Annotated in this window: 15 protein-coding genes; 3 read left to right on the top strand and 12 right to left on the bottom strand. The window is 72.0% G+C overall.

Annotated elements, in window-relative coordinates; translation table 11 throughout:
* Positions 1-52 precede the first annotated feature (52 nt).
* The 3 genes from ABD346_RS15795 to ABD346_RS15785 all read right to left on the bottom strand — a co-directional run bounded on the left by ABD346_RS15795 (position 53) and on the right by ABD346_RS15785 (position 3330).
* Positions 53-1273: an alpha/beta hydrolase gene (locus ABD346_RS15795; protein WP_381225944.1), complete on the bottom strand. Its 1221-nt coding sequence runs from the start codon at positions 1271-1273 to the stop codon at positions 53-55.
* 105 nt (positions 1274-1378) lie between these two features.
* Positions 1379-2059 carry a LuxR C-terminal-related transcriptional regulator gene (locus ABD346_RS15790; protein WP_053728328.1) on the bottom strand — a complete coding sequence of 227 codons (681 nt, stop codon included), beginning with the start codon at positions 2057-2059 and terminating at the stop codon, positions 1379-1381.
* Positions 2056-3330: a PspC domain-containing protein gene (locus tag ABD346_RS15785; RefSeq protein ID WP_344375352.1), complete on the bottom strand. Its 1275-nt coding sequence runs from the start codon at positions 3328-3330 to the stop codon at positions 2056-2058. The genes ABD346_RS15790 and ABD346_RS15785 overlap by 4 nt, the downstream gene beginning before the upstream one ends.
* A gap of 223 nt (positions 3331-3553) precedes the next feature.
* Here ABD346_RS15785 and ABD346_RS15780 point away from each other — a divergent pair, with 223 nt between their 5' ends.
* Both ABD346_RS15780 and ABD346_RS15775 read left to right on the top strand, forming a co-directional pair.
* A complete protein-coding gene (locus tag ABD346_RS15780) occupies positions 3554-4846 on the top strand; it encodes a PspC domain-containing protein (protein ID WP_344375351.1) in 1293 nt (430 codons plus the stop codon).
* Positions 4833-5099 (top strand): hypothetical protein, encoded by a 267-nt coding sequence (locus ABD346_RS15775; RefSeq protein ID WP_189963012.1) that lies wholly within the window; start codon positions 4833-4835, stop codon positions 5097-5099. Before ABD346_RS15780 ends, ABD346_RS15775 begins: the two co-directional genes overlap by 14 nt.
* Here the strand turns inward: ABD346_RS15775 and ABD346_RS15770 are convergent.
* The 4 genes from ABD346_RS15770 to guaA form a co-directional block, all read right to left on the bottom strand.
* Positions 5003-5521, bottom strand: a complete 519-nt coding sequence (locus ABD346_RS15770; RefSeq protein WP_344375350.1) for a DoxX family protein — start codon at positions 5519-5521, stop codon at positions 5003-5005. The two genes, ABD346_RS15775 and ABD346_RS15770, sit on opposite strands and share 97 nt — an antisense overlap.
* A gap of 178 nt (positions 5522-5699) precedes the next feature.
* A complete protein-coding gene (locus tag ABD346_RS15765; RefSeq protein WP_344375349.1) occupies positions 5700-6944 on the bottom strand; it encodes a hypothetical protein in 1245 nt (414 codons plus the stop codon).
* A gap of 121 nt (positions 6945-7065) precedes the next feature.
* Positions 7066-7866: a class II aldolase/adducin family protein gene (locus ABD346_RS15760; RefSeq protein ID WP_344375348.1), complete on the bottom strand. Its 801-nt coding sequence runs from the start codon at positions 7864-7866 to the stop codon at positions 7066-7068.
* Between the two features lie 111 nt (positions 7867-7977).
* Positions 7978-9567, bottom strand: a complete 1590-nt coding sequence (gene guaA, locus ABD346_RS15755; RefSeq protein WP_344375347.1) for a glutamine-hydrolyzing GMP synthase — start codon at positions 9565-9567, stop codon at positions 7978-7980.
* Between the two features lie 330 nt (positions 9568-9897).
* Between guaA and ABD346_RS15750 the strand changes: the two genes are divergently transcribed.
* The gene (locus ABD346_RS15750; protein ID WP_344375438.1) at positions 9898-10179 is read left to right on the top strand and encodes a chorismate mutase; all 282 of its coding nucleotides are present in this window, start codon (positions 9898-9900) and stop codon (positions 10177-10179) included.
* 559 nt (positions 10180-10738) lie between these two features.
* On the opposite strand, the gene ABD346_RS15745 is transcribed toward ABD346_RS15750, so the two are convergent.
* The 5 genes from ABD346_RS15745 to ABD346_RS15725 all read right to left on the bottom strand — a co-directional run bounded on the left by ABD346_RS15745 (position 10739) and on the right by ABD346_RS15725 (position 18798).
* Entirely contained in the window at positions 10739-11971 is a 1233-nt protein-coding gene (locus ABD346_RS15745) for a hypothetical protein (RefSeq protein ID WP_344375346.1), read from the bottom strand.
* A gap of 47 nt (positions 11972-12018) precedes the next feature.
* The gene (locus tag ABD346_RS15740; RefSeq protein WP_344375345.1) at positions 12019-13221 is read right to left on the bottom strand and encodes a hypothetical protein; all 1203 of its coding nucleotides are present in this window, start codon (positions 13219-13221) and stop codon (positions 12019-12021) included.
* 283 nt (positions 13222-13504) lie between these two features.
* Positions 13505-15322, bottom strand: coding sequence for a GMC oxidoreductase (locus ABD346_RS15735; protein WP_344375343.1), 1818 nt, complete (start codon positions 15320-15322; stop codon positions 13505-13507).
* Between the two features lie 61 nt (positions 15323-15383).
* Positions 15384-17012 carry a succinic semialdehyde dehydrogenase gene (locus ABD346_RS15730; RefSeq protein WP_344375342.1) on the bottom strand — a complete coding sequence of 543 codons (1629 nt, stop codon included), beginning with the start codon at positions 17010-17012 and terminating at the stop codon, positions 15384-15386.
* 136 nt (positions 17013-17148) lie between these two features.
* A complete protein-coding gene (locus tag ABD346_RS15725; protein WP_344375341.1) occupies positions 17149-18798 on the bottom strand; it encodes a serine/threonine-protein kinase in 1650 nt (549 codons plus the stop codon).
* Position 18799: the final 1 nt, after the last annotated feature.

Below are 18799 nucleotides of genomic sequence, written 5' to 3'. Positions count from 1 at the left end.
ACCAGTTGCCCGATTTACCAGCGTTTTACCAAAGGGTGACGCCCTGTGCCCGTCAATTCTCGCCCCGTACGCCACCGGCGCCCGTGGCCTGCACGACCGCCGCGTCACGACGCCCGCCATGGGTCCGCAGGCCACCCTTGGCGTCCTGCGCGCTCTTCGCGTTCTGTACGCCGCTGACCTGGCCGGACAGCCAGCGGAACACCTCCGGCAGGAGCGGCTTCCACACCACGTTCAGATGGCCCCCACCGGTCTTCTGCACCCACACCTTGGTGGGCGCCTTCGCGGCCGCGCGCAGCGCGAGCCCGTCCTCGTAGCCGTCGTGGGGCTGGCCGGTGAGGAAGAGCGAGGTCTTCGGCGGGTGCTTGGCGTGGGTCAGCATCCACAGCGGGTCGGTCGCGCGCCGCAGCGCCGGGTTGCCCGCCGTGATCGAGTCGGACTCGGCCGCCGGGTCGTTGTAGCCGGACAGCGAGATGCCCGCGCGGTAGCGGTCGGGGTGCTCGATCGCGAGCTTCGCCGAGCAGTGGGCGCCCGCCGATATCCCGGCGACGGCCCAGCCGTCCGCGCCCGTCTCGGCCCGGAAGTTGTCGGTGACCATCTTGCGGACGTCCACGCTCAGCCAGGTGTCCGCGTTCACGACGCCCGGCACGTTGGCGCAGCCGGTGTCCTGCCCGGCGAGCAGCGAGGTGCGCGGCGCGACCAGGATGAACGGCTTGACCTCGCCGTCGGCCATCAGCGGCCGCAGCTGCCCGGTGACGTCGAGGTTGGTGAACCAGTCCTTGGCCGAGCCGGGGTAGCCGGGCAGCATCTCGACCACGGGGAAGTCCTTGGCCTTGTACGCCGGGTCGTCGTACTGCGGCGGCAGCCACACATACACCTCGCCGTCCGCCCCCGAGACCCGGCCGGTCAGATGCGTGACCTGGACGCCGGTGCCCAGATTCGCATCGTCGGCCGGGGTGAAGTGCTGCTTGACGCGCGGCTCCTGGGCGATGCTGCGCCCGCCGGTGCCGTCGACGCCGAGATCGGGGGCCGCGCCGACGTGGCTGTCGGTGCCGAGAAGGTCCCCCCAGGTGTCGTAGAGGCCGTTCGCGTTGTTGACGGCGACGAACACCACGACGACCGCCGAGGCCTGGGCGACGAGCACCATGACGAGCCGCACGGCCCCGCGCACCACGACCGGCCCGCCGACCTTGTGCCAGACAACCAGCGGCACCAGAACGGCGAGCGCGGCCACCACGATCGCGGTGACGAAGAAGGGGGTCCCGGTCAGGCTCATCACGTCCGGCAAGAGTGACATGAGCGCGCCCGGGTTGCCGGTTTTGCCATGGTTTTACGAAGGTGAAATCGCCGGTCACCCCTGTACGGCGCCGGTGACGGGGGCTCAGACCAGCCGGCGTGCCGTGGCCCAGCGGGTCAGCTCGTGGCGGTTGGACAGCTGGAGCTTGCGCAGTACCGCCGAGACGTGCGACTCGACCGTCTTGACGGAGATGAACAGCTGCTTGGCGATCTCCTTGTAGGCGTAGCCCCGGGCGATCAGGCGCAGCACCTCGCGCTCCCGCTGGGTGAGCCGGTCCATGTCCTCGTCGACCGGCGGCGCGTCCGTGGAGGCGAACGCGTCCAGGACGAAGCCCGCCAGGCGCGGCGAGAACACCGCGTCGCCGTCCTGCACCCGGAAGATCGAGTCGACCAGGTCGGTGCCGGTGATGGTCTTGGTGACGTAGCCGCGGGCACCCCCGCGGATCACGCCGATCACGTCCTCCGCCGCGTCCGAGACGGACAGCGCGAGGAAGCGGACCGGGTTCTCGGCGGCCGCCATCATGGCCGCCGAGCGGCGCAGCACCTCGACGCCGCCGCCGCCGGGCAGGTGCACGTCGAGCAGCACCACTTCGGGGCGGGTCGCGGTGATCACCGTGATCGCCTGGTCGACGTCGGCGGCCTCGCCGACCACCTCGACGCCCGTGCTCTCGGTCTGGCCGATCTCCGCCTGGACTCCGGTGCGGAACATCCGGTGGTCGTCGACGAGGACCACCCTGACGTGGCGGCCTGTCGTTTCCTCGGTCATCCCTCTGCCCTCTCCATCTCCAGCTCGACCTCCGTGCCCCCGCCGGGCACCGAACGCAGCCTGGCCGTACCGCCGTTGCGCTGCATCCGGCCGATGATTGATTCTCGTACGCCCATCCGGTCGGCGGGCACCGCGTCGGGATCGAATCCGGGGCCCCGGTCCCGCACGGAGACGAAGACCGTGCGGCCCTCGACCTCCGCGTACACCTGGACGGCGCCGCCCTCGCCACCGTACTTGGCCGCGTTCACCATCGCCTCGCGCGCGGCCTGCATCTGTGCGGTCAGGCCGTCGTCCAGCGGGCAGTCGCCCACGACGACGACCTCCAGGGGGACGCCGTGCTTGTCCTCGACCTCGGCCGCCGCCTTCTTGACGGCCTCGGCGAGCGTCGCGGGCTCCTCCTCCTTGCCGGTGCCCTCCGGCTTGTACAGCCAGGCGCGCAGCTCGCGTTCCTGCGCGCGGGCCAGGCGCCGCACCTCGCCGACGTTCTCCGCGTTGCGCTGGATCAGGGTCAGGGTGTGCAGCACCGAGTCGTGCACGTGGGCGGCCACCTCGGCACGCTCCTGGGCCCGGATGCGCATCAGGCGCTCCTCGGACAGGTCCTGCGTCATGCGCACCAGGTAGGGCCCGGCTAGTAGGGCGATGCCGGCGAGCACCGCTATCGCCGCGGTCAGTACGTTGCCCAGCTGCGCGGCCGATCCGTTGACGACGACGAAGCCGGTGAGGCCGGTGCCGACCAGGGCGACCCCGGCAAGCCCCCGGGCCACCGGGAGCCACCGGCTGCGGCGGGCGCCCTCGGTCCAGCGGGCCCGGCGCGTGTTGTCGGCCTGGCGCCACACCAGGATGACGCCGACGCCGATGAGGATGCTGGGGAAGATGTACGGGTTGGCCCAGCCGCCCACGTCCACCTTGGACGCGAAGATCGCGGCGCCGAAGACCAGCGCGATCAGCGCGACGACCTGGCCCTTGTCGGGCTTGCGCAGCCTGCGCCGGCCGTCCGGGCTGACCTCGAACGCGGAGCGCGGCCCGGCCGTCGTACCGCCGAGGCCCAGCGGCACCACGAACCAGAACACCGCGTAGAGCAGCGCGCCGAGGCCGTTGATCGACAGCAGCCCCAGGAACGCCACCCGCACCCACACCACCGGGAGCCCGAGGTGCCCGGCGAGCCCGCGCGCGACGCCGCCGAGCATCCGCCCCTCGGCGGAGCGGTACAGCTTGCGGACCGGCGCTTCGTCGGCCTCGGGCGGCGACAGGCGGGGGGTGGCGACTGGCATGCCCCGATCGTCACACGGCCACCGGCCCGCGGGCATCAGGGTTGGCCCCCAGGCTTCCCTGAGGACAGCCCCCTCGCGCGGGGGAGGCCACCTCCCCCGCGCGAGGGGTGCCGGTCCTCGCGCCCTCGGGGGTGCTGCTCCTCGTCCCTTCGGGGACGAAATCAGGGTGAGGCCAGGGTCGGGGCGGGTGCCGTGGGGCGCGCGGGCCCGTCACCATGTACGTATGAGCACGCCGACCGAGACGCCCCTCGCGCCGCCCGATCCGGGCCCCGAGGCCCCGCAGCTGCGCCGCAGCAGCCGCAACAAGGTCATCGGCGGAGTCTGCGGCGGCCTCGGCCGGTACTGCGACATCGACCCGGTGATCTTCCGGATCGCGCTCGGCGTGCTGTCCGTGACCGGCGGGCTCGGCCTGGTCTTCTACGGGTTCGCCTGGCTCATCGTGCCCATGGAGGGCGAGGACGAGAACGAGGCCCGCCGCCTGCTCACGGGCCGCGTCGAGGGCGCGGCACTGGTCGCCGTGCTCATGGCCCTGGCGGGCTGCGGGATCTTCCTCACCATGCTGAGGAACGGCTCGGTGATGACGTTCGCCGTGCTGCTCGCGCTGCTCCTCGCGGGCGCGGCCGTCTGGTCGCAGCGCCGCTCCGCCACTCCTGCGGACACCTCGCTCGACCCGGTCGCGGCCCAGGCCGTGGCGGACGCCCCGCCCGAGACGAAGGCGCCGCCCGCGCCGTCCCCGCCGTCCTGGTGGCGGGACCCGATCGTCAAGGACGGCACCACCGGGCCGGTCCCGGGCGACTATCTGTGGGGCCCTGCGGACGCGGACGCGCCACCGGTCTCCAAGGCCACCCGCAAGGCCGCGAAGGCGGCGGTACGGGCGAGCCGGGGCCCGCGTCCCATCGGCGGGCTGATCTTCCTCACCGCGCTGCTGGCCTTCGGGGCCGGGTTCGGCGGCGCCCGGGACCACCAGCCGCTCGGGACCGGCCTGCAGATCGGCTTCGCGGCGGCGCTCGGGGTGTTCGCGCTCGGCCTGATGCTGAGCTCGTTCCTGGGCCGTACGGGGTTCGGCACGGTGTTCCTCGCGGTGCTCACGGCGGCGCTGCTCGCCGCGTCCGCGGCGCTGCCCAAGTCGATCGACTCGCACTGGGCCCGCACCGACTGGACGCCCGCCGCGATCGGCGACGTACGGCCGGGCTATCACCTCGGCACCGGCGTCGGCACCCTCGACCTGAGCCGGATCGCCGTGCCGCCCGGGCAGACCGTGACGACCGGCGCGGAGGTCGGCGCGGGCAGGGCGAAGGTCGTCGTACCGAAGGACGTGACCGTGAAGGTGAGCTTCGACATGGGGCTCGGCGACGTCCAACTGCCCGGCGAGAAGCCGGACGACATCCACATCGAGCCGGGTGAGAAGCGGACCGCGACACTGGCTCCGCCCGCCGGGGCCAAACCGGCCGGGACGCTCGAACTCCATCTCAAGGTCGGCGTCGGCCAGGCGGAGGTGGACCGTGCTGCGTCATGAATTCCGCCCGGGCCGGCTCGTCGCCGGGCTCGCGCTCGCCGCGACCGCCGTCCTGTTCGCGGGGGACGCGGCCGGGCAGTGGAACACCCCCTCACCGGTGGCGATCCCGCTGGTCTGCGGGGGGCTCGGGATCGCCTCGCTCGTGAGCTGGATCGACTACGGGGTGCGCAAGCGGCGCCGGTTGGCGAGGAGCGCGTCGGCGGAGAGCAACGGTGTCCCGGCCAGTACGAGCGGCAGCCAGGCCATCAAGTAGGCCAGGTCGTTGCCGTAGTAGTACGGGTTGGTCTGCCAGCTCACCGTGAGCCACAGGGAGAGCGAGATGAGCGCTCCGCCCAGTGCGGCGAGCCGCCCGAACAGGCCGATCAGCATGCCGATGCCGACGGCCAGCTCGCCGAACGCGATGGCGTACCCGAACCCCACGGGGCTCTTCAGAGCGAGGTCCACGAGGGCGGGGATGGCCGAGCTGTCCCGCACGCCACGCATCAGCTCGCCGATGGAGCCGGTGCCGGTCGCGTGGAAGAACGCGCTGTCCGTGAGCTTGTCGAGGCCTGCGTAGATGAAGGTCACGCCGAGGAAGACCCTCAGCGGCAGCAGTGCGTACGTGCGGGCCCTGGCCTGCAGGCCCCGGACCCGGTCCGCCCCGGCCCCCACCCTGGTCGCATGTCCCTGTGCCATGGCTGATCCCGCCTCCATCCCATTCGGCTGTCACCAGACGATACGGACGAGGGGAACGGGTGTCTCATTCCCACCCCGGAGGCCACGCGGGAAGGGGCGGGGAGGGGCCATCGGGGGCGGAGCGCCGGCGCACCCTGCCGAGTCGCCGCCCCACCCCTGAGGTCGCGCGGCGGGCCTCCTACTCGGCCACCTCCACAAGCACCCCGTTCGACTCCACCCCCGCCGCCGTCACCACCCGGACCTCCACCCGCCCCGCCTCCACGTCCACCGGCACCGGCACGGTCAGCACCCCGTCCGTCGGATTCGCGAAGCCGCCCGGGACGGGGATCAGGGGGACGTGCACATGGACCGGCCCGATGCGGACCACCATGCGGGCCAGCCGGTCCGGCGTGCCCGCGCCCGGCGGGACGAACCCCGCCCCGCGGATCTCGATGTCGTCCCCGGTACGGATCGGCGCGTCCAGGTCCCCCGCCTCCCGGGCCCGTACGACGGAAAGGACCACCGGACGGCCCCCTTCCGCGTATTTCCCGGCGAAGTACGTCATCGCGGAGATCAGCACCAGGACCGCCAACCCCCAAGGCAGGTCGGGGAGTTGATCCGGGCGGCGGGCCAGACGTACCGCCGCGAACAACACCGCGACCAGCGTCACCGCCACGTACTGCGCGTCCGCGAAACTGCCCCGTCCCGCGTCGTCGGCGAGGAGATCGGACCCGCGCGGCCGGTCGGCGCGTACCTTCTGCAGCCGCTGCCCGTGGATGCGCACCGTCACGACCCGGCGGACCACCACCGCGATCAGCGACACAAGGAACACGACCGTCAACAGGCCTGCGCAGCGGGACAGTTCGAGACCGTGTAAGACCTTCTCGCGCCCGGCCGGGCCGGAAGCCGCGGCCAGGCGCAGCGCGAGGAGCAGGACCGCGGAGGCCGCGAAAAGGACCCACGCCGCCGCGACCGTCCGCGAGGTGGAGAGCCGGTTGTCCTCGCCGAGCACGGGCGCGAGGAGACCGCCGCGCGCGCGGTGGAGGTACGCCACCGCCGTCAGCAGGACCGCCGCGACCAGCGCGGAGAGGAGCCCGGCGGTGCGGGCCGCCGTCCAGCCCGCACCGACGGCTGTGGCGGTCTCGGCGAGGGAGAGGGCGAACACGCCGCCCCACACCGTCGCCAGCGTGCCGCGCCACACCCGTTCCGGCCAGGTCCGGCCCGCCTCCCGGCCGCACTCGGCGACGAGCCGCGCGGACTGGGTGAGCTCGTCCGAGACCCACTGGCGGGACGCCCCGACGGAATGGGCGAGCGCCGCGGGCAGCCCTTCGCCCGCGGCGAGCCCGTCCCGCTTGGCGAGGAACGCCGCCACCGCACGCCGGTGCCCGTCCCGCGCGCCGTGCGCACAGTCACCCCCGCATTGCCGAGCCTCCTGCACTGCCACCGGGAACTCCGTCCGTGCGCCAAACCCCTTGAACCGTAAGCGAATTGTCGCGCACCAGAACCGCCCGGCGGTCGGCACCGCCTGGCCGGGCGGGTGATTGACGCACGATCAAATTGACGTACTACGACAGGAGTTCGGGCTCGTCCCGGCTGATCTGCCGCCACAGCGGCTGGTAGTTGATCCACGCCACGAGATCACTGCCGAGCTGGTCCCGGGTCGCCACCGCGTCCCGCCGGTCGATGAGTACGGGCTTGCCGGCCGCCCGCGCCGCGAGCTGCACCCGCGCGCAGCGCTCCATCGAGATGAACCACCAGGCCGCCGCGTCCACCGAGTCCCCGACCGTGAGCAGCCCGTGGTTGCGCAGCACGACCGCCTTGTACGAGGCGAGCGCCGCCGCGATCCGCCGGCCCTCCTCGGCATCCACGACCACCCCGGTGTAGGCGTCGTACACGGCGTGGTCCTCGAAGAACGCGCAGGCCTCCTGTGTGTACGGCTCGACGAACTCGCCCAGGGCCGCGAGGGCCCGCCCGTACGTCGAGTGCGTATGGACGACGGCGACCGCGTCGGGGCGGGCCCGGTGCACCTCGGCGTGCACGGTGAACGCGGCCTGATTGACGTGGTGGCCGCCCTGCACGACCTGCCCGTCTCCGTTGACCAGGACCAGCTCGCCCGCCGTGACATGCGCGAACGGCACCCCGAACGGGTTCACCCAGTAGCAGTCCGCCAGCTCCGGGTCCCGCGCGGTGACATGGCCCGACACGCCTTCCTCGTACCCGAACCGGGCGAAGAGTCTCAGGGCCCCCGCGAGCCGCTCCTTGCGGTGCTGCCGCTCATCGGCGGGGCTGTCGTGCACGGGCGGCAGATCGAACCGCAGCTGGTCCACCGGTATCGGCTGCGGTATCGGCTGGGGCATCTCAGTCATGGCCGGAAGCTACCTCGCGTTACCGCAGGTGAACAGAGTCGTGCGGCCCCGGCCTCAACAACGACGGCGCCGCCCCCGCGAGGGGCGACGCCGTCCGTACAGCCGTGGGGACTACTCCCACTCGATGGTGCCCGGCGGCTTGCTCGTCACGTCGAGGACGACGCGGTTGACGTCGGCGACCTCGTTGGTGATGCGGGTGGAGATCTTCGCGAGCACGTCGTACGGCATCCGCGTCCAGTCCGCCGTCATGGCGTCCTCGGAGGAGACCGGGCGCAGCACGATCGGGTGGCCGTAGGTGCGGCCGTCGCCCTGGACGCCCACCGAGCGCACGTCCGCGAGCAGCACGACCGGACACTGCCAGATTTCGCGGTCGAGGCCGGCCGCGGTCAGCTCCTCGCGGGCGATCGCGTCGGCCTCGCGCAGCAGGTCGAGGCGGTCCTTGGTGACCTCGCCGACGATGCGGATGCCGAGGCCGGGACCGGGGAACGGCTGGCGCTGGACGATCTCGTCCGGCAGGCCGAGCTCCTGGCCGACCATGCGGACCTCGTCCTTGAACAGCTTGCGCAGCGGCTCGACGAGCTCGAACTCGATGTCGTCGGGCAGGCCGCCCACGTTGTGGTGCGACTTGATGTTCGCGGTGCCGGTACCGCCGCCGGACTCCACGACGTCCGGGTACAGCGTGCCCTGGACGAGGAAGGCGACCTCGGGGCCGTCCTCCTGGAGGATCTCCAGCTGCGCCTGCTCGAAGACGCGGATGAACTCGCGGCCGATGATCTTCCGCTTGGTCTCCGGGTCGGAGACCCCGGCGAGCGCGGTGAGGAACCGCTCCTGCGCGTCGACGACCTTCAGCTGGACGCCGGTGGCGGCCACGAAGTCCTTCTCGACCTGCTCGGTCTCACCCTTGCGCATCAGGCCGTGGTCGACGTACACGCAGGTCAGCTGGGAGCCGATGGCCTTCTGGACGAGGGCCGCGGCGACCGCGGAGTCCACGCCGCCGGACAGGCCGCAGATCGCGCGCTTGGTGCCGACCTGCTCGCGGATGAGGGCGACCTGCTCCTCGACGACGTTGTGCGTCGTCCAGGTCGGCTCGATGCCCGCGCCGCGGTAGAGGAAGTGCTCCAGGATCTGCTGGCCGTGCGTGGAGTGCAGCACCTCGGGGTGGTACTGGACGCCGTACAGCTTCTTCTCGTCGTTCTCGAAGGCGGCCACCGGGACGACGTCCGTGGAGGCCGTCACCGTGAAGCCCTCGGGGGCGGCCGAGCAGGCGTCGCCGTGCGACATCCACACCGACTGCTCGGCCGGGGTGCCCTCGAAGAGGGTGGAGCCGATCTTGGAGACGGTCAGCGGGGTGCGGCCGTACTCACGGGCCCCGTTGTCGTCGACCGTGCCGCCCAGCGTGGTCGCCATCAGCTGGAAGCCGTAGCACATGCCGAAGACCGGCACCCCGGCCTCGAAGATCTCGCGGTCCAGGCGCGGGGCCCCCTCGGCGTACACGGAGGACGGGCCGCCGGAGAGGATGATCGCCTTCGGGTTCTTGGCCAGCATCTCGGCCACGGGCATGCTGCTCGGGACGATCTCGCTGTAGACCCGGGCCTCGCGGACGCGGCGGGCGATGAGCTGGGCGTACTGCGCGCCGAAGTCGACAACCAGGACGACGTCCGGGTTGCTGTCGGGCGCGGCTGCGGAGGGTGCTGCTGGCACGGGTGGCGGCCTTCCGGCGGTGGGAGGGGGTCGGTATTTGTCGATTCTACCGGGGCGGGCGGTGGCCGGTTCGTCTCACCATCCGAACCCGGATTGGCCCGCCTCCCGGGCGTCGGTCCATACTGTGCCCATGCGCAAGCACCAGACCTTCGTCTTTACCTATGGCACCCGGCCCGCCGGGCGCTGTGGGTACGTCGGTTCTGCTGCTTGAGCGACTGACAAGCGAACTTCCACAGAGCGCCCCGGGCCGACAAGGCCCGGGGCGCTCTGTTGTTTCCGGTCCTTGCCGACCCGGGGCGCCGCACCGAATTCCGAGGAGCCCCCGTGAACATGTCCGTCACCGAGAAGACCGGCGCCCGCACCGACGAGGCCGCGGCCGTGATCACCGGCGCGCGCGAGCGCATCGACGCGCTGGACGACCACATCATCGGCCTCGTCCAGGAGCGCATGGCCGTTTCGGCCGTCATCCAGGAGTCCCGCATCGCCTCCGGCGGCCGCCGGGTCAGCCTGAACCGCGAGATGGAGGTCCTGGCCCGCTTCCGCGATGCCCTGGGCAAGCCCGGTACCGCGCTCGCGATGACGATGCTGGAGCTGTGCCGGGGCCGCATCTGAGGCCGTATCTGAGTTCGGGCGCTCCTCACCCGTACGGCGCCGTGACCGCCCCCGGCCCGGCTTCGTTGGTGGGGTGTCCGTGCCAGCCAGGGGCGGGCCCGAAGAAACCACGCGTGGCTCCGCTGGGGCGTGTGACGCACTTGCAAGTGCGTCGTGGGACCTCGCCCCGGTGTGCGTGACCGGACGGCAGGGGACAGCAGCCCGGTCACCCCATAGGGGCGGCCGGTTCCGGGGACGCCCGGGGCCGGCCGCATCCGGCCGGATCGGTCGTGCCGGGCGCAGCCGTCCAGCACGACGCGAAAACAAGTCCCGTACCCCGCACCCCCGTTGCCCCCGGTGGCCCCCCCCCTCGCGCGCCCCGCACGCGCCGGGTCGGCCACCCCGGCACCCACAGACCAGCGGCGCACCCCCCGGCGCCGCCCCCCGCGGCACCGACGCTGCCCTGACGTCGGTGCTGACGGCCCGGGGCCCCGCCGGCCACCACGTACACATCGGCTGTACGTGCCGGCCGGCGGGGCCCTCCGTTCGACCGGCCTTCGTGGGGTCGGCCTTGGCTCGGTCAGCGGGACAGGACGTAGCAGGTAGCGGCGTGCTGCGTATCCCGCTTCCAGTTGTCCTCGCTGGGCCAGGTGTACCAGAACGCCCCCTCATCGACGTTCTCGCCGGCCCACGCGGAAGGCGCGTTACGGAAGGCCGTCGTGCACTCCGCGTCCGCCCGCCTCTTCAGCGCCGCGCTGCCGGGGTAGCCGTCGTCCTGGAGCCCGGGGCGGGCGAGGATGCGTCCGTCGTGCGCGTCCCCGCAGTCGGCCTTGACCACGAGGCTCCTGTCGGTCAGCCCCGTACCGAAGTCGACGCACGCCCCGGCCTTGGTCCCCCGGAGCTGGACGATGGCATCGGCCGCCGGGAGGACCTTGTCCGCGGCCGGTACGGCGCCGGGCGCCGAGGTGCCGTAGCCGTCGAGCGTCAGCTTGATGCGCAGGCCCTGCACCCCGGCGATCTCGCTCTGCTCACCCTTGGCGACGGCTGCCGACACATCGGTCTCGGCGGAGGTGACCCGGCCGTCCCGGTCCACGGTCATGGTGAGGGGGTAGCGGACCGCATTGACGGCATCGGCGAGTCCCCCGGCCGGAACGATGCTCTTCAGGAAGTCTCTGACGGACTGTCCGACCAGCTCGGTCCGGTAGCGGCGGCCACCGTCCGGCAGTGCCTCCTCCTTGGCCTCGCCGGTGGCCGCGAGGATTTCCAGCAGCGAGCCGTTGAACGGTGCCTGGTTGCCGCGCCAGGCGTTGGCGGCAAGCGCCGCGTATCCGTACGGGTCGCCGGTCAGAGGAGTGGTTCCGGTGTAGCGGAGCCAGTAGTCAGCCGTCGCCGAGCGGTAGTTGACGTTCTGGCGGTCAATGACCAGCCGGGCCGCCCGGTCGGTCTTGCGGCGATGCAGGTCGACATTGCCCAGCGCCTTCGCCGCCCCCTCCGGGAACCCCTCCCCCACGGTCCAGCCCAGCGAGCCGTCGGCGCGGCCGTCCGCGAAGTCCAGCTTGCCGGTGGTTTTCAGGACCGCGTCGGCGCCCTTCGCCGAGAAGGTGACGGTCTGCGTGAACATCGCGTTCTTCGCCGCCTTGGTCTGGCCGAGGGCCGCGTACGGGCGGGCGTCCAGGGGCTTGGAGAAGACCGGGTGGGTGGAGGAGGCGCTGGGTACCGCCGGTTTCGCGGCGGGGGCGGACGGGCCGCAGGCGGCAAGGAGCAGCGCTCCCGACGCCGCCGCGACACCGGCCGGCGCGGTACGGATTCTCATGGCAACTCTCCATGTCTACAAGGGAGTTCGGGAGAAGTCGGCAGGGCTTACGTGCGGCTGACCAGGCCGCAGCCCTCCGGGCGGTCCGGTGTCAGGTCCCTGCTGCGGTCGTACGGGTCGACGGGGGAGCCGCTCGGGGAGGGGCCCGACGGGGTCTCGTCGGCGAAGTCCGGGTGGAAATAGCCGTCGTTGCTGTCGCAGGCCGAGTTGGCGATGTCCACGTCGTAACTGACGATCCAGAGCTTTCCGGCGGTGGACCGCATGACGGACGGGTCGGAGACGTGGACGTCGAGGATGCGGCGCACGATCGTGCGGGCCACCTCCGTCGAGCCCGGTGCCGTCTTCACCAGGGGGTAGACGAAGGTGTAGTCGGCGTGCACGACGACCCCGCTCGTGGCGTCCTTGGCGACCGTCGTCCGGCCGCGGGTCTTGACCACGTCCCCGACGAGCTTGAGCTTCTTGGGGTCGAACCGGCTGAAGAAGTTCAGCGGGTCGTGGTCCTTGTCCGGCTTGGCCAGACCGGCGGCGAAGCGGCCGAGGATGTCCTTCTGCAGCGGGTCGATGAGCGCGAGGGCGGCGTCGGAGCGGCCGCCGCGCAGGGTCGCCGGGTTCAGGTTCGCGTCGATCAGGAGGTCGCGGGTGCGCGTCAGGCCCGCGGCCACCTGCTCCTTGGAGAGCCCGCCCAGGGCGGTGGCCTCGGGCAGCTCGATGCCGGCGGCTCCGTCCGCGTACTGCACGGCGGGCGAACCGCGGAACGGCTCCTTCAGGGTGGGGTGGTCCGGGTCGGAGAAGGAGGGGGCGGCCGTGGGCGCGGCGGTCTCCGGCGGGAGCTGGGCCGTCGTCGTGCCGCCGGAGCTGTCGTCGCCGGTGATCAGGGACAGCGCGCGGGACGGGTTCAGTGCGACAAGGAGGACGCCCGCGGCGACGAAGATCCCGAGCACGCCCCACATGCGGCGCTTGCGGCCGGCGCGCCCGTTCATCTCCTGCCAGGCGGGGCCGGTGCGCCACCCCTCCGGCTCGGCGGGGCGCCTCTTGCCCTTGCGGCCGCGGGACTGGCTCTCGGCGGCCTCCTGCTCCTTGCGCAGCCGCTCGGTCACCATCCGGGCCCGCGCCGAGGGCTCCTTGGGCGCGGACTTCCTGATGTCCTGCTCGGTGTCGCGGACGAACTGCTCCCAGATCTCGTCCGGCATCTCGTCCGGCAGCGAGTCGTCGCCCGACGACCCCTTCGAGCTCGGCGGCTTCTCGCTCACTTCTGGTGGCCCCTCTTGACATGTCCTGTGCGGCACACGCCGCGGCAGCGGTTCGACATGCGGAGCCGCGCGAAGGTTGCCGCCAGGGAGGGGTGGCGTGGATCACATAAGGATTTCGTGAAGGCAGGACAACCATTCACAGGAGTCACAGGTCATGCATGCGGAACCAACAGCCTCGCCCGTGTTCTGTTCACGCCGGAGGGGCTCCACCAGGTCTCCGATACGTAAGAGGCGCTGCACTCGGAGGGGGGTGCAGCGCCTCTTGCCGTGTGGACCGGCGGCGTTACTCGTCCGCCTTCGGCGGGACCGCCGGCATCCCCAGGAACGGCAGCTTCAGGGCGCCGAACGCCTCTGCCGGGACCGCCGGGGACTTCGGCTCGACCGGGGCGAGGCGGACATAGGCGGCACCCTGCGCGGGTCGCGGGTCCTCCTCGCCCTTGTTCGGCCAGAGCGACATCGCGCGCTCGGCCTGTGCGGTGATCGTCAGGGACGGGTTCACGCCGAGGTTCGCCGAGACGGCCGCGCCGTCGACGACCGAGATGCCGGGGTGCCCGTAGAGCCGGTGGTACGGGTCGATCACTCCGGTCGCGGCCGAGTCGCCGATCGGGCAGCCGCCCAGGAAGTGCGCGGTGAGCGGGGTGCCCATGAGCTCGCCGACGTTCGAACCGGCGAAGCCGTTGATCTCCGCGGCGATCGCGTTCGCGCCCTCGGTGGCCGCCCGGATCTGCTGGGGGTTGGGCGTGCCGTGCCCCTGCTCGGCGGTCAGCAGGCCCTTGCCGACGCCGTCCGGCTTGAGGTGGGTGGTGAGCGAATTGTCGAGTGACTGCATGACCAGGCCGATGATCGTTCGCTCGGACCAGCGGTGGTTGCTGATCGAACGCGCGAGGAGCAGGGGGTGCTTCGCCGCGTTCCCGAGCCAGTTGCGCACCCGGTTGACCCCGTACGGCACCTGGAGGATCGACATGCTGCCCATCGCGTTCGAGCCCTTGCCGTAGCGGACGGGCTCGATGTGGGTGTTCTCGTCCGGGTGGATCGAGGAGGTGATGGCGACGCCCCGCGTGAAGTCGACCCTGGGCGCGCCGTGCTGCTTGCGGTAACGCCGGCTGGTGGTCTGCGCACCGACGAGCGCCTCGGAGTTGGTCCGGGTCAGCTCGCCCAACCTCTTCGAGATGTACGGAAGGTGACCGCCCGCCTTCATCCGGTGCAGCAGGGTCTGGGTGCCGTAGGTACCGGCCGCGATGACGACGCGGCGGGCGGTGAACAGCCGTCCCGCGGAGTTCTTGCGGTCGGTGGGCAGGGTGGCGACGGCGTGGCCGCCGCGCGAGTCGCCGGTCACCGAGACGACGGTCGTCATGGGGTGGACGACCGCGCCCGCCTTCTCGGCGAGGTAGAGGTAGTTCTCGTTGAGGGTGTTCTTCGCGCCGTGCCGGCAGCCCGTCATGCACTCGCCGCACTCGGTGCACGCCGTGCGCGACGGACCGGCCCCGCCGAAGTACGGGTCGTCAACTACCGTGCCCGGCTTGGCCTTTGACGTACCGTCGGCATCCTGGCCGTCACCGAAGAAGACGCCGACCGGGGCCATGTGGAAGGTGTCGCCGACGCCCATGCGCTGGGCGGCGGCCTTGAGGTGGACGTCGGAGGGCGTCATCGTCGGGTTGAGCCGCACCCCGAGCATGCGCCGCGCCTGGTCGTAGTACGGCGCCAGCTCGTCCTGCCAGTCGGTGATGTCCCTCCACTGCGGGTCGTCGAAGAACTGCTTCGGCGGCACATAGAGGGTGTTGGCGTAGTTGAGGGAGCCGCCGCCGACGCCGGCGCCGCCGAGCACCATCACGTTGCCGAGCAGGTGGATGCGCTGGATGCCGTAGAGGCCGAGCTTCGGCGCCCACAGGTAGTTCTTGATGTCCCAGGAGTTCTTGGGGAGCGTGGCCGGGGTGAAGCGGCGGCCCGCCTCCAGGACGCCGACCCGGTAGCCCTTCTCGGTGAGCCGCAGCGCCGTCACCGAGCCGCCGAAGCCCGAGCCGATCACGACGACGTCGTAGTCGTAGCCGTGGTCGCCCCCGCCGTCCTCGTCCGGTTTCTGGGCTGGGGGTACCTGGGACATGGCTCTCCTCGTGCACAGGGGCGGACTGGTCTTCGTGGGACGGGGGGGTGTCCGGTGGGAGCTAGCGCAGGCGCAGGGCCTTCATCGCCTTGAGGCTGCGGCTCATGAAGGCCGCGTACTTCTCGTCGTCCATGCCGAAGGACGGGGCGAGGGGGAGGATGCGCTGCTGGGCGATGGTCTGGGCCTCGGTGTACTTGAGGATGCCCTCGGAGCCGTGCCGGCGGCCGAGCCCGGAGTCCTTCATGCCGCCCATCGGCGACTGGACGCTGCCGTAGGCGGGCGCGTATCCCTCGTTGATGTTGACCGTGCCGGTGCTCAGCCTGGCCGCCACCTCGTGGCCGCGGCGCGCATCCTTCGTCCACACCGAGGAGTTGAGGCCGTACGGCGTGCCGTTGGCCTGCTCGACGACCTCGTCCTCGTCCGTGAAGCGGTAGATCGAGACGACCGGTCCGAAGGTCTCCTCGCTGCACACCGCCATGGGGGCCTCGACGCCGTCGAGGATGGTCGGCTCGTAGAAGAGCGGTCCGATGTCGGGGCGGGCCACGCCGCCCGCGACGAGCTTGGCGCCCTTGGCGACGGCCTCCTCGACGTGCCGGGTGACGGTCTCCAGCTGGCGCTCGCCGACGAGCGAGCCCATGTCCGCTCCGTACGCGAGTGATCGACCGAGCCGCATCGCCTTCGTACGTGCGGCGAATCGCTCGACGAAGGCGTCGGCGATCGATTCGTGAACGTACAGTCGCTCGATCGAGATGCAGAGCTGTCCGGCGGAGGAGAAGCAGGCGCGGACCGCGCCCGCGGCCGCCTTCTCCACGTCGGCGTCGTGGAGGACGAGCATGGCGTTCTTGCCGCCCAACTCCAGCGACACGCCCACCAGTCGGGCCGCGGCGCCCTGGGCGACCTCGCGGCCGGTGCGGGTCGAGCCGGTGAACGAGACGTAGTCGGCGTGCTTGACGACCTCGGGGCCGACAACCGGTCCGTCCCCGAGGACGACCTGGAAGACCTCGGCCGGAAGGCCCGCCTCGATCAGCAGGTCCCGCGCCCACAGGGCGGTCAGCGCGGTCTCGGTGTCGGGCTTCATCACGACGGCGTTGCCGGCGACGAACGCGGGCAGCGCGTCGCCCACCGACAGTTCGAGCGGGTAGTTCCAGGGCGCGATCTGCCCGACGACCCCGCGCGGCTGGCGCAGCTCGGTGACCTTGGTCAGGGTGGGCACAACTCCCGTGTGCCGCTTGGGCTTCAGGTAGGCCGGGGCCTTGCGCCCGTAGTGCCGGGCGGCGACGGCGACGGCCTGCACCTCTTCGTGCGCGTGCAGGCGCGCCTTGCCGGTCTCCAGCTGGATCAGGTCGAGCACCTCGGCCTGGCGGGCGAGCACCAGGTCGTGGAAGCGGAGCAGCACGGCGGCGCGGGCGCGGACCGGCGTCGCGGCCCAGGCGCGCTGCGCCGCGCGGGCGCGCGCGAAGGCCTCGGCGACGTCCTCGGGCGTGGACTCGGGCAGGTCGGCCAGCTTCTCCCCGGTGAACGGGGTGTGGTTGGCGGTCCGTCCGGAGCCGGCCACACCCCGGGTGAGCTGGGCGACCAGCTGGCCCGTGACCACATCGGCGGCGGTGCGCGCGCCTGCTGGGGCCGGGGCGACCGGGTTGGTTCCGGCGGGCTTGAGGGTGGTCGTGGGCGAGGCCTGCGAGTCCGTCATGGGGGTGAGCGTATGCCCGCCGGAGCACTTTCGGTACCCGTCGGTAACGGGTTTTCGGACCCCCGGTAACCCCGCCAGCGATCACTGGCTACATAAGTGCTGATCAGCGACTTACGGCCACCGGAGGCCCCAGGGGTTACAGGTCGTGGATCTTCAGGCCGTCCGCGACCCGAGTGAACAGGTCCTCGCCGTCCTCGGCCGCCCTGCCCGCGGCCGGCATCGACACCCGCAGCCGCCAGTAGGCGGTCCCCTTCCCGGGTACGAGCAGCTCGTGGTAGCGGTAGCGGGTCGGGTTGGGGTCTGAGGAGCCCGAGTTCGGGGTGTAGTCGGTGACGATGTCGTACGACTGCTCACCCTGGTGCTTGACGGTGGTGGTGGTCACCTTGCCGTCCGTGAACTCGGTGCCGTTCTTGCCGCCCTTCTCGTAGTACGTCTTCCACGCCCCGGGGTCGCCGGGCAGCGTGTTGTGGGTCTTGTCGGTGGCCGGGTCGAGCCGGTCGACGTAGATCTGGAAGACGGCGCTCGGGTCCTTGTAGGTGACGTTGTCACCCTCGGTGCCCTGGGTGCGCGCGTAGTCGTCGGGGACGGTGACGTCCGCGTGCAGCACCTCGTTCTCGGGCCGGACCTGCCACCCCGCGGGCAGACCGCCGCCGCCGAACGGGTTCGCCAGGAGCAGTACGACCGCGACGGCGGCCGCCAACACCCCGCCGCCCAGCCCGAGTCGGGCCCTGCGGCTGCCGACGAGGACCGGCGGCACCCAGCGGCTCCCGCCGGTGGGTGCCCCGTCGGCCCCGTACAGCCGGGTCGCAGCGAGCGGGGCCGGGGCCGGGCTGGCGGCCTGCTCCAGCGTCGCGCGGATCTCGGCGGCGCTCGGCCGGGCCGCCGGGTCCTTGCGCAGGAGCTGCATGACGAGGGTGCCGAACGCGCCCGAACCCCGGGCGGGCATCTGCGGTTCGGCGGAGAGCACGGCCTGGAGGGTGGCCGGGGTGTTGCTGCGCCGGTACGGCGACATGCCCTCGACGGCCGCGTACAGGACCACGCCGAGCGACCAGAGGTCGGACTCGGGGCCGGGGCGCTGGCCGAGGACCCGTTCCGGGGCGATGAATTCGGGCGAGCCGACGAACGCGCCGGTCTCGGTCAGGCCCTGCTCGCCCTCGACCTGGGCTATGCCGAAGTCGGTGAGCACGACCCGGTCGCCGCGCCCGAGCAGCACGTTGTCCGGCTTCACGTCGCGGTGCAGGACGCCCGCCTCGTGGGCCGCCGACAGCGCGCCGAGCACGGCGAGGCCGATCCTGGCGGCCTCGCGGACGTCGAGGGTGCCCTCCTGGAGCCGGTCGGCGAGCGACTGGCCGCGCACCAGCTCCATGACGATCCAGGGCTTGCCGTCCTCCATGACGACGTCGTGCACGGTGACCACCGAGGGGTGGTCGATGCGGGCGGCGGCGCGGGCCTCGCGCTGCATGCGCAGATATACGTTGGCCCGTTCCCGCTCCCCCACGTGGTCGGGCACGCGGGGTTCCTTGACCGCGACGTCCCGGTCGACGACCTCGTCGCGGGCCCGCCAGACCGTGCCCATGCCGCCGTGCCCGAGCCGCCCCACCAGGCGGTAGCGGCCACCGAGCAGCCGCCCCGTGCCGTCGACGGTGCCGTCGCCGTCGGCGCGTTGCTGTTGCGTCGGCGCGTACGGCTTCGGTTCGTACGGTGTCTGCTGCGGTACCGGAGCGGGCTCCGGGGGCCGCAGGCCGTAGCTGGTGGGCTCGTTCGCCCGTCCCCCATCGTTGGTCATG

The organism is Streptomyces mauvecolor (assembly GCF_039532965.1).
Taxonomy (GTDB): domain Bacteria; phylum Actinomycetota; class Actinomycetes; order Streptomycetales; family Streptomycetaceae; genus Streptomyces; species Streptomyces violascens.
This window is presented reverse-complemented; position numbering and strand designations above follow the sequence as displayed.

Bases quoted from the DNA above. Each gene is read 5' to 3' on its own strand.
- ABD346_RS15795 (WP_381225944.1), bottom strand. From the start codon at position 1,273: ATGAGCCTGACCGGGACCCCCTTCTTCGTCACCGCGATCGTGGTGGCC.
- ABD346_RS15725 (WP_344375341.1), bottom strand. From the start codon at position 18,798: ATGACCAACGATGGGGGACGGGCGAACGAGCCCACCAGCTACGGCCTG.
- ABD346_RS15760 (WP_344375348.1), bottom strand. From the start codon at position 7,866: ATGACTGAGATGCCCCAGCCGATACCGCAGCCGATACCGGTGGACCAG.
- ABD346_RS15730 (WP_344375342.1), bottom strand. From the start codon at position 17,012: ATGACGGACTCGCAGGCCTCGCCCACGACCACCCTCAAGCCCGCCGGA.
- ABD346_RS15750 (WP_344375438.1), top strand. From the start codon at position 9,898: ATGTCCGTCACCGAGAAGACCGGCGCCCGCACCGACGAGGCCGCGGCC.
- ABD346_RS15735 (WP_344375343.1), bottom strand. From the start codon at position 15,322: ATGTCCCAGGTACCCCCAGCCCAGAAACCGGACGAGGACGGCGGGGGC.
- ABD346_RS15790 (WP_053728328.1), bottom strand. From the start codon at position 2,059: ATGACCGAGGAAACGACAGGCCGCCACGTCAGGGTGGTCCTCGTCGAC.
- ABD346_RS15785 (WP_344375352.1), bottom strand. From the start codon at position 3,330: ATGCCAGTCGCCACCCCCCGCCTGTCGCCGCCCGAGGCCGACGAAGCG.
- ABD346_RS15745 (WP_344375346.1), bottom strand. From the start codon at position 11,971: ATGAGAATCCGTACCGCGCCGGCCGGTGTCGCGGCGGCGTCGGGAGCG.
- ABD346_RS15780 (WP_344375351.1), top strand. From the start codon at position 3,554: ATGAGCACGCCGACCGAGACGCCCCTCGCGCCGCCCGATCCGGGCCCC.
- ABD346_RS15770 (WP_344375350.1), bottom strand. From the start codon at position 5,521: ATGGCACAGGGACATGCGACCAGGGTGGGGGCCGGGGCGGACCGGGTC.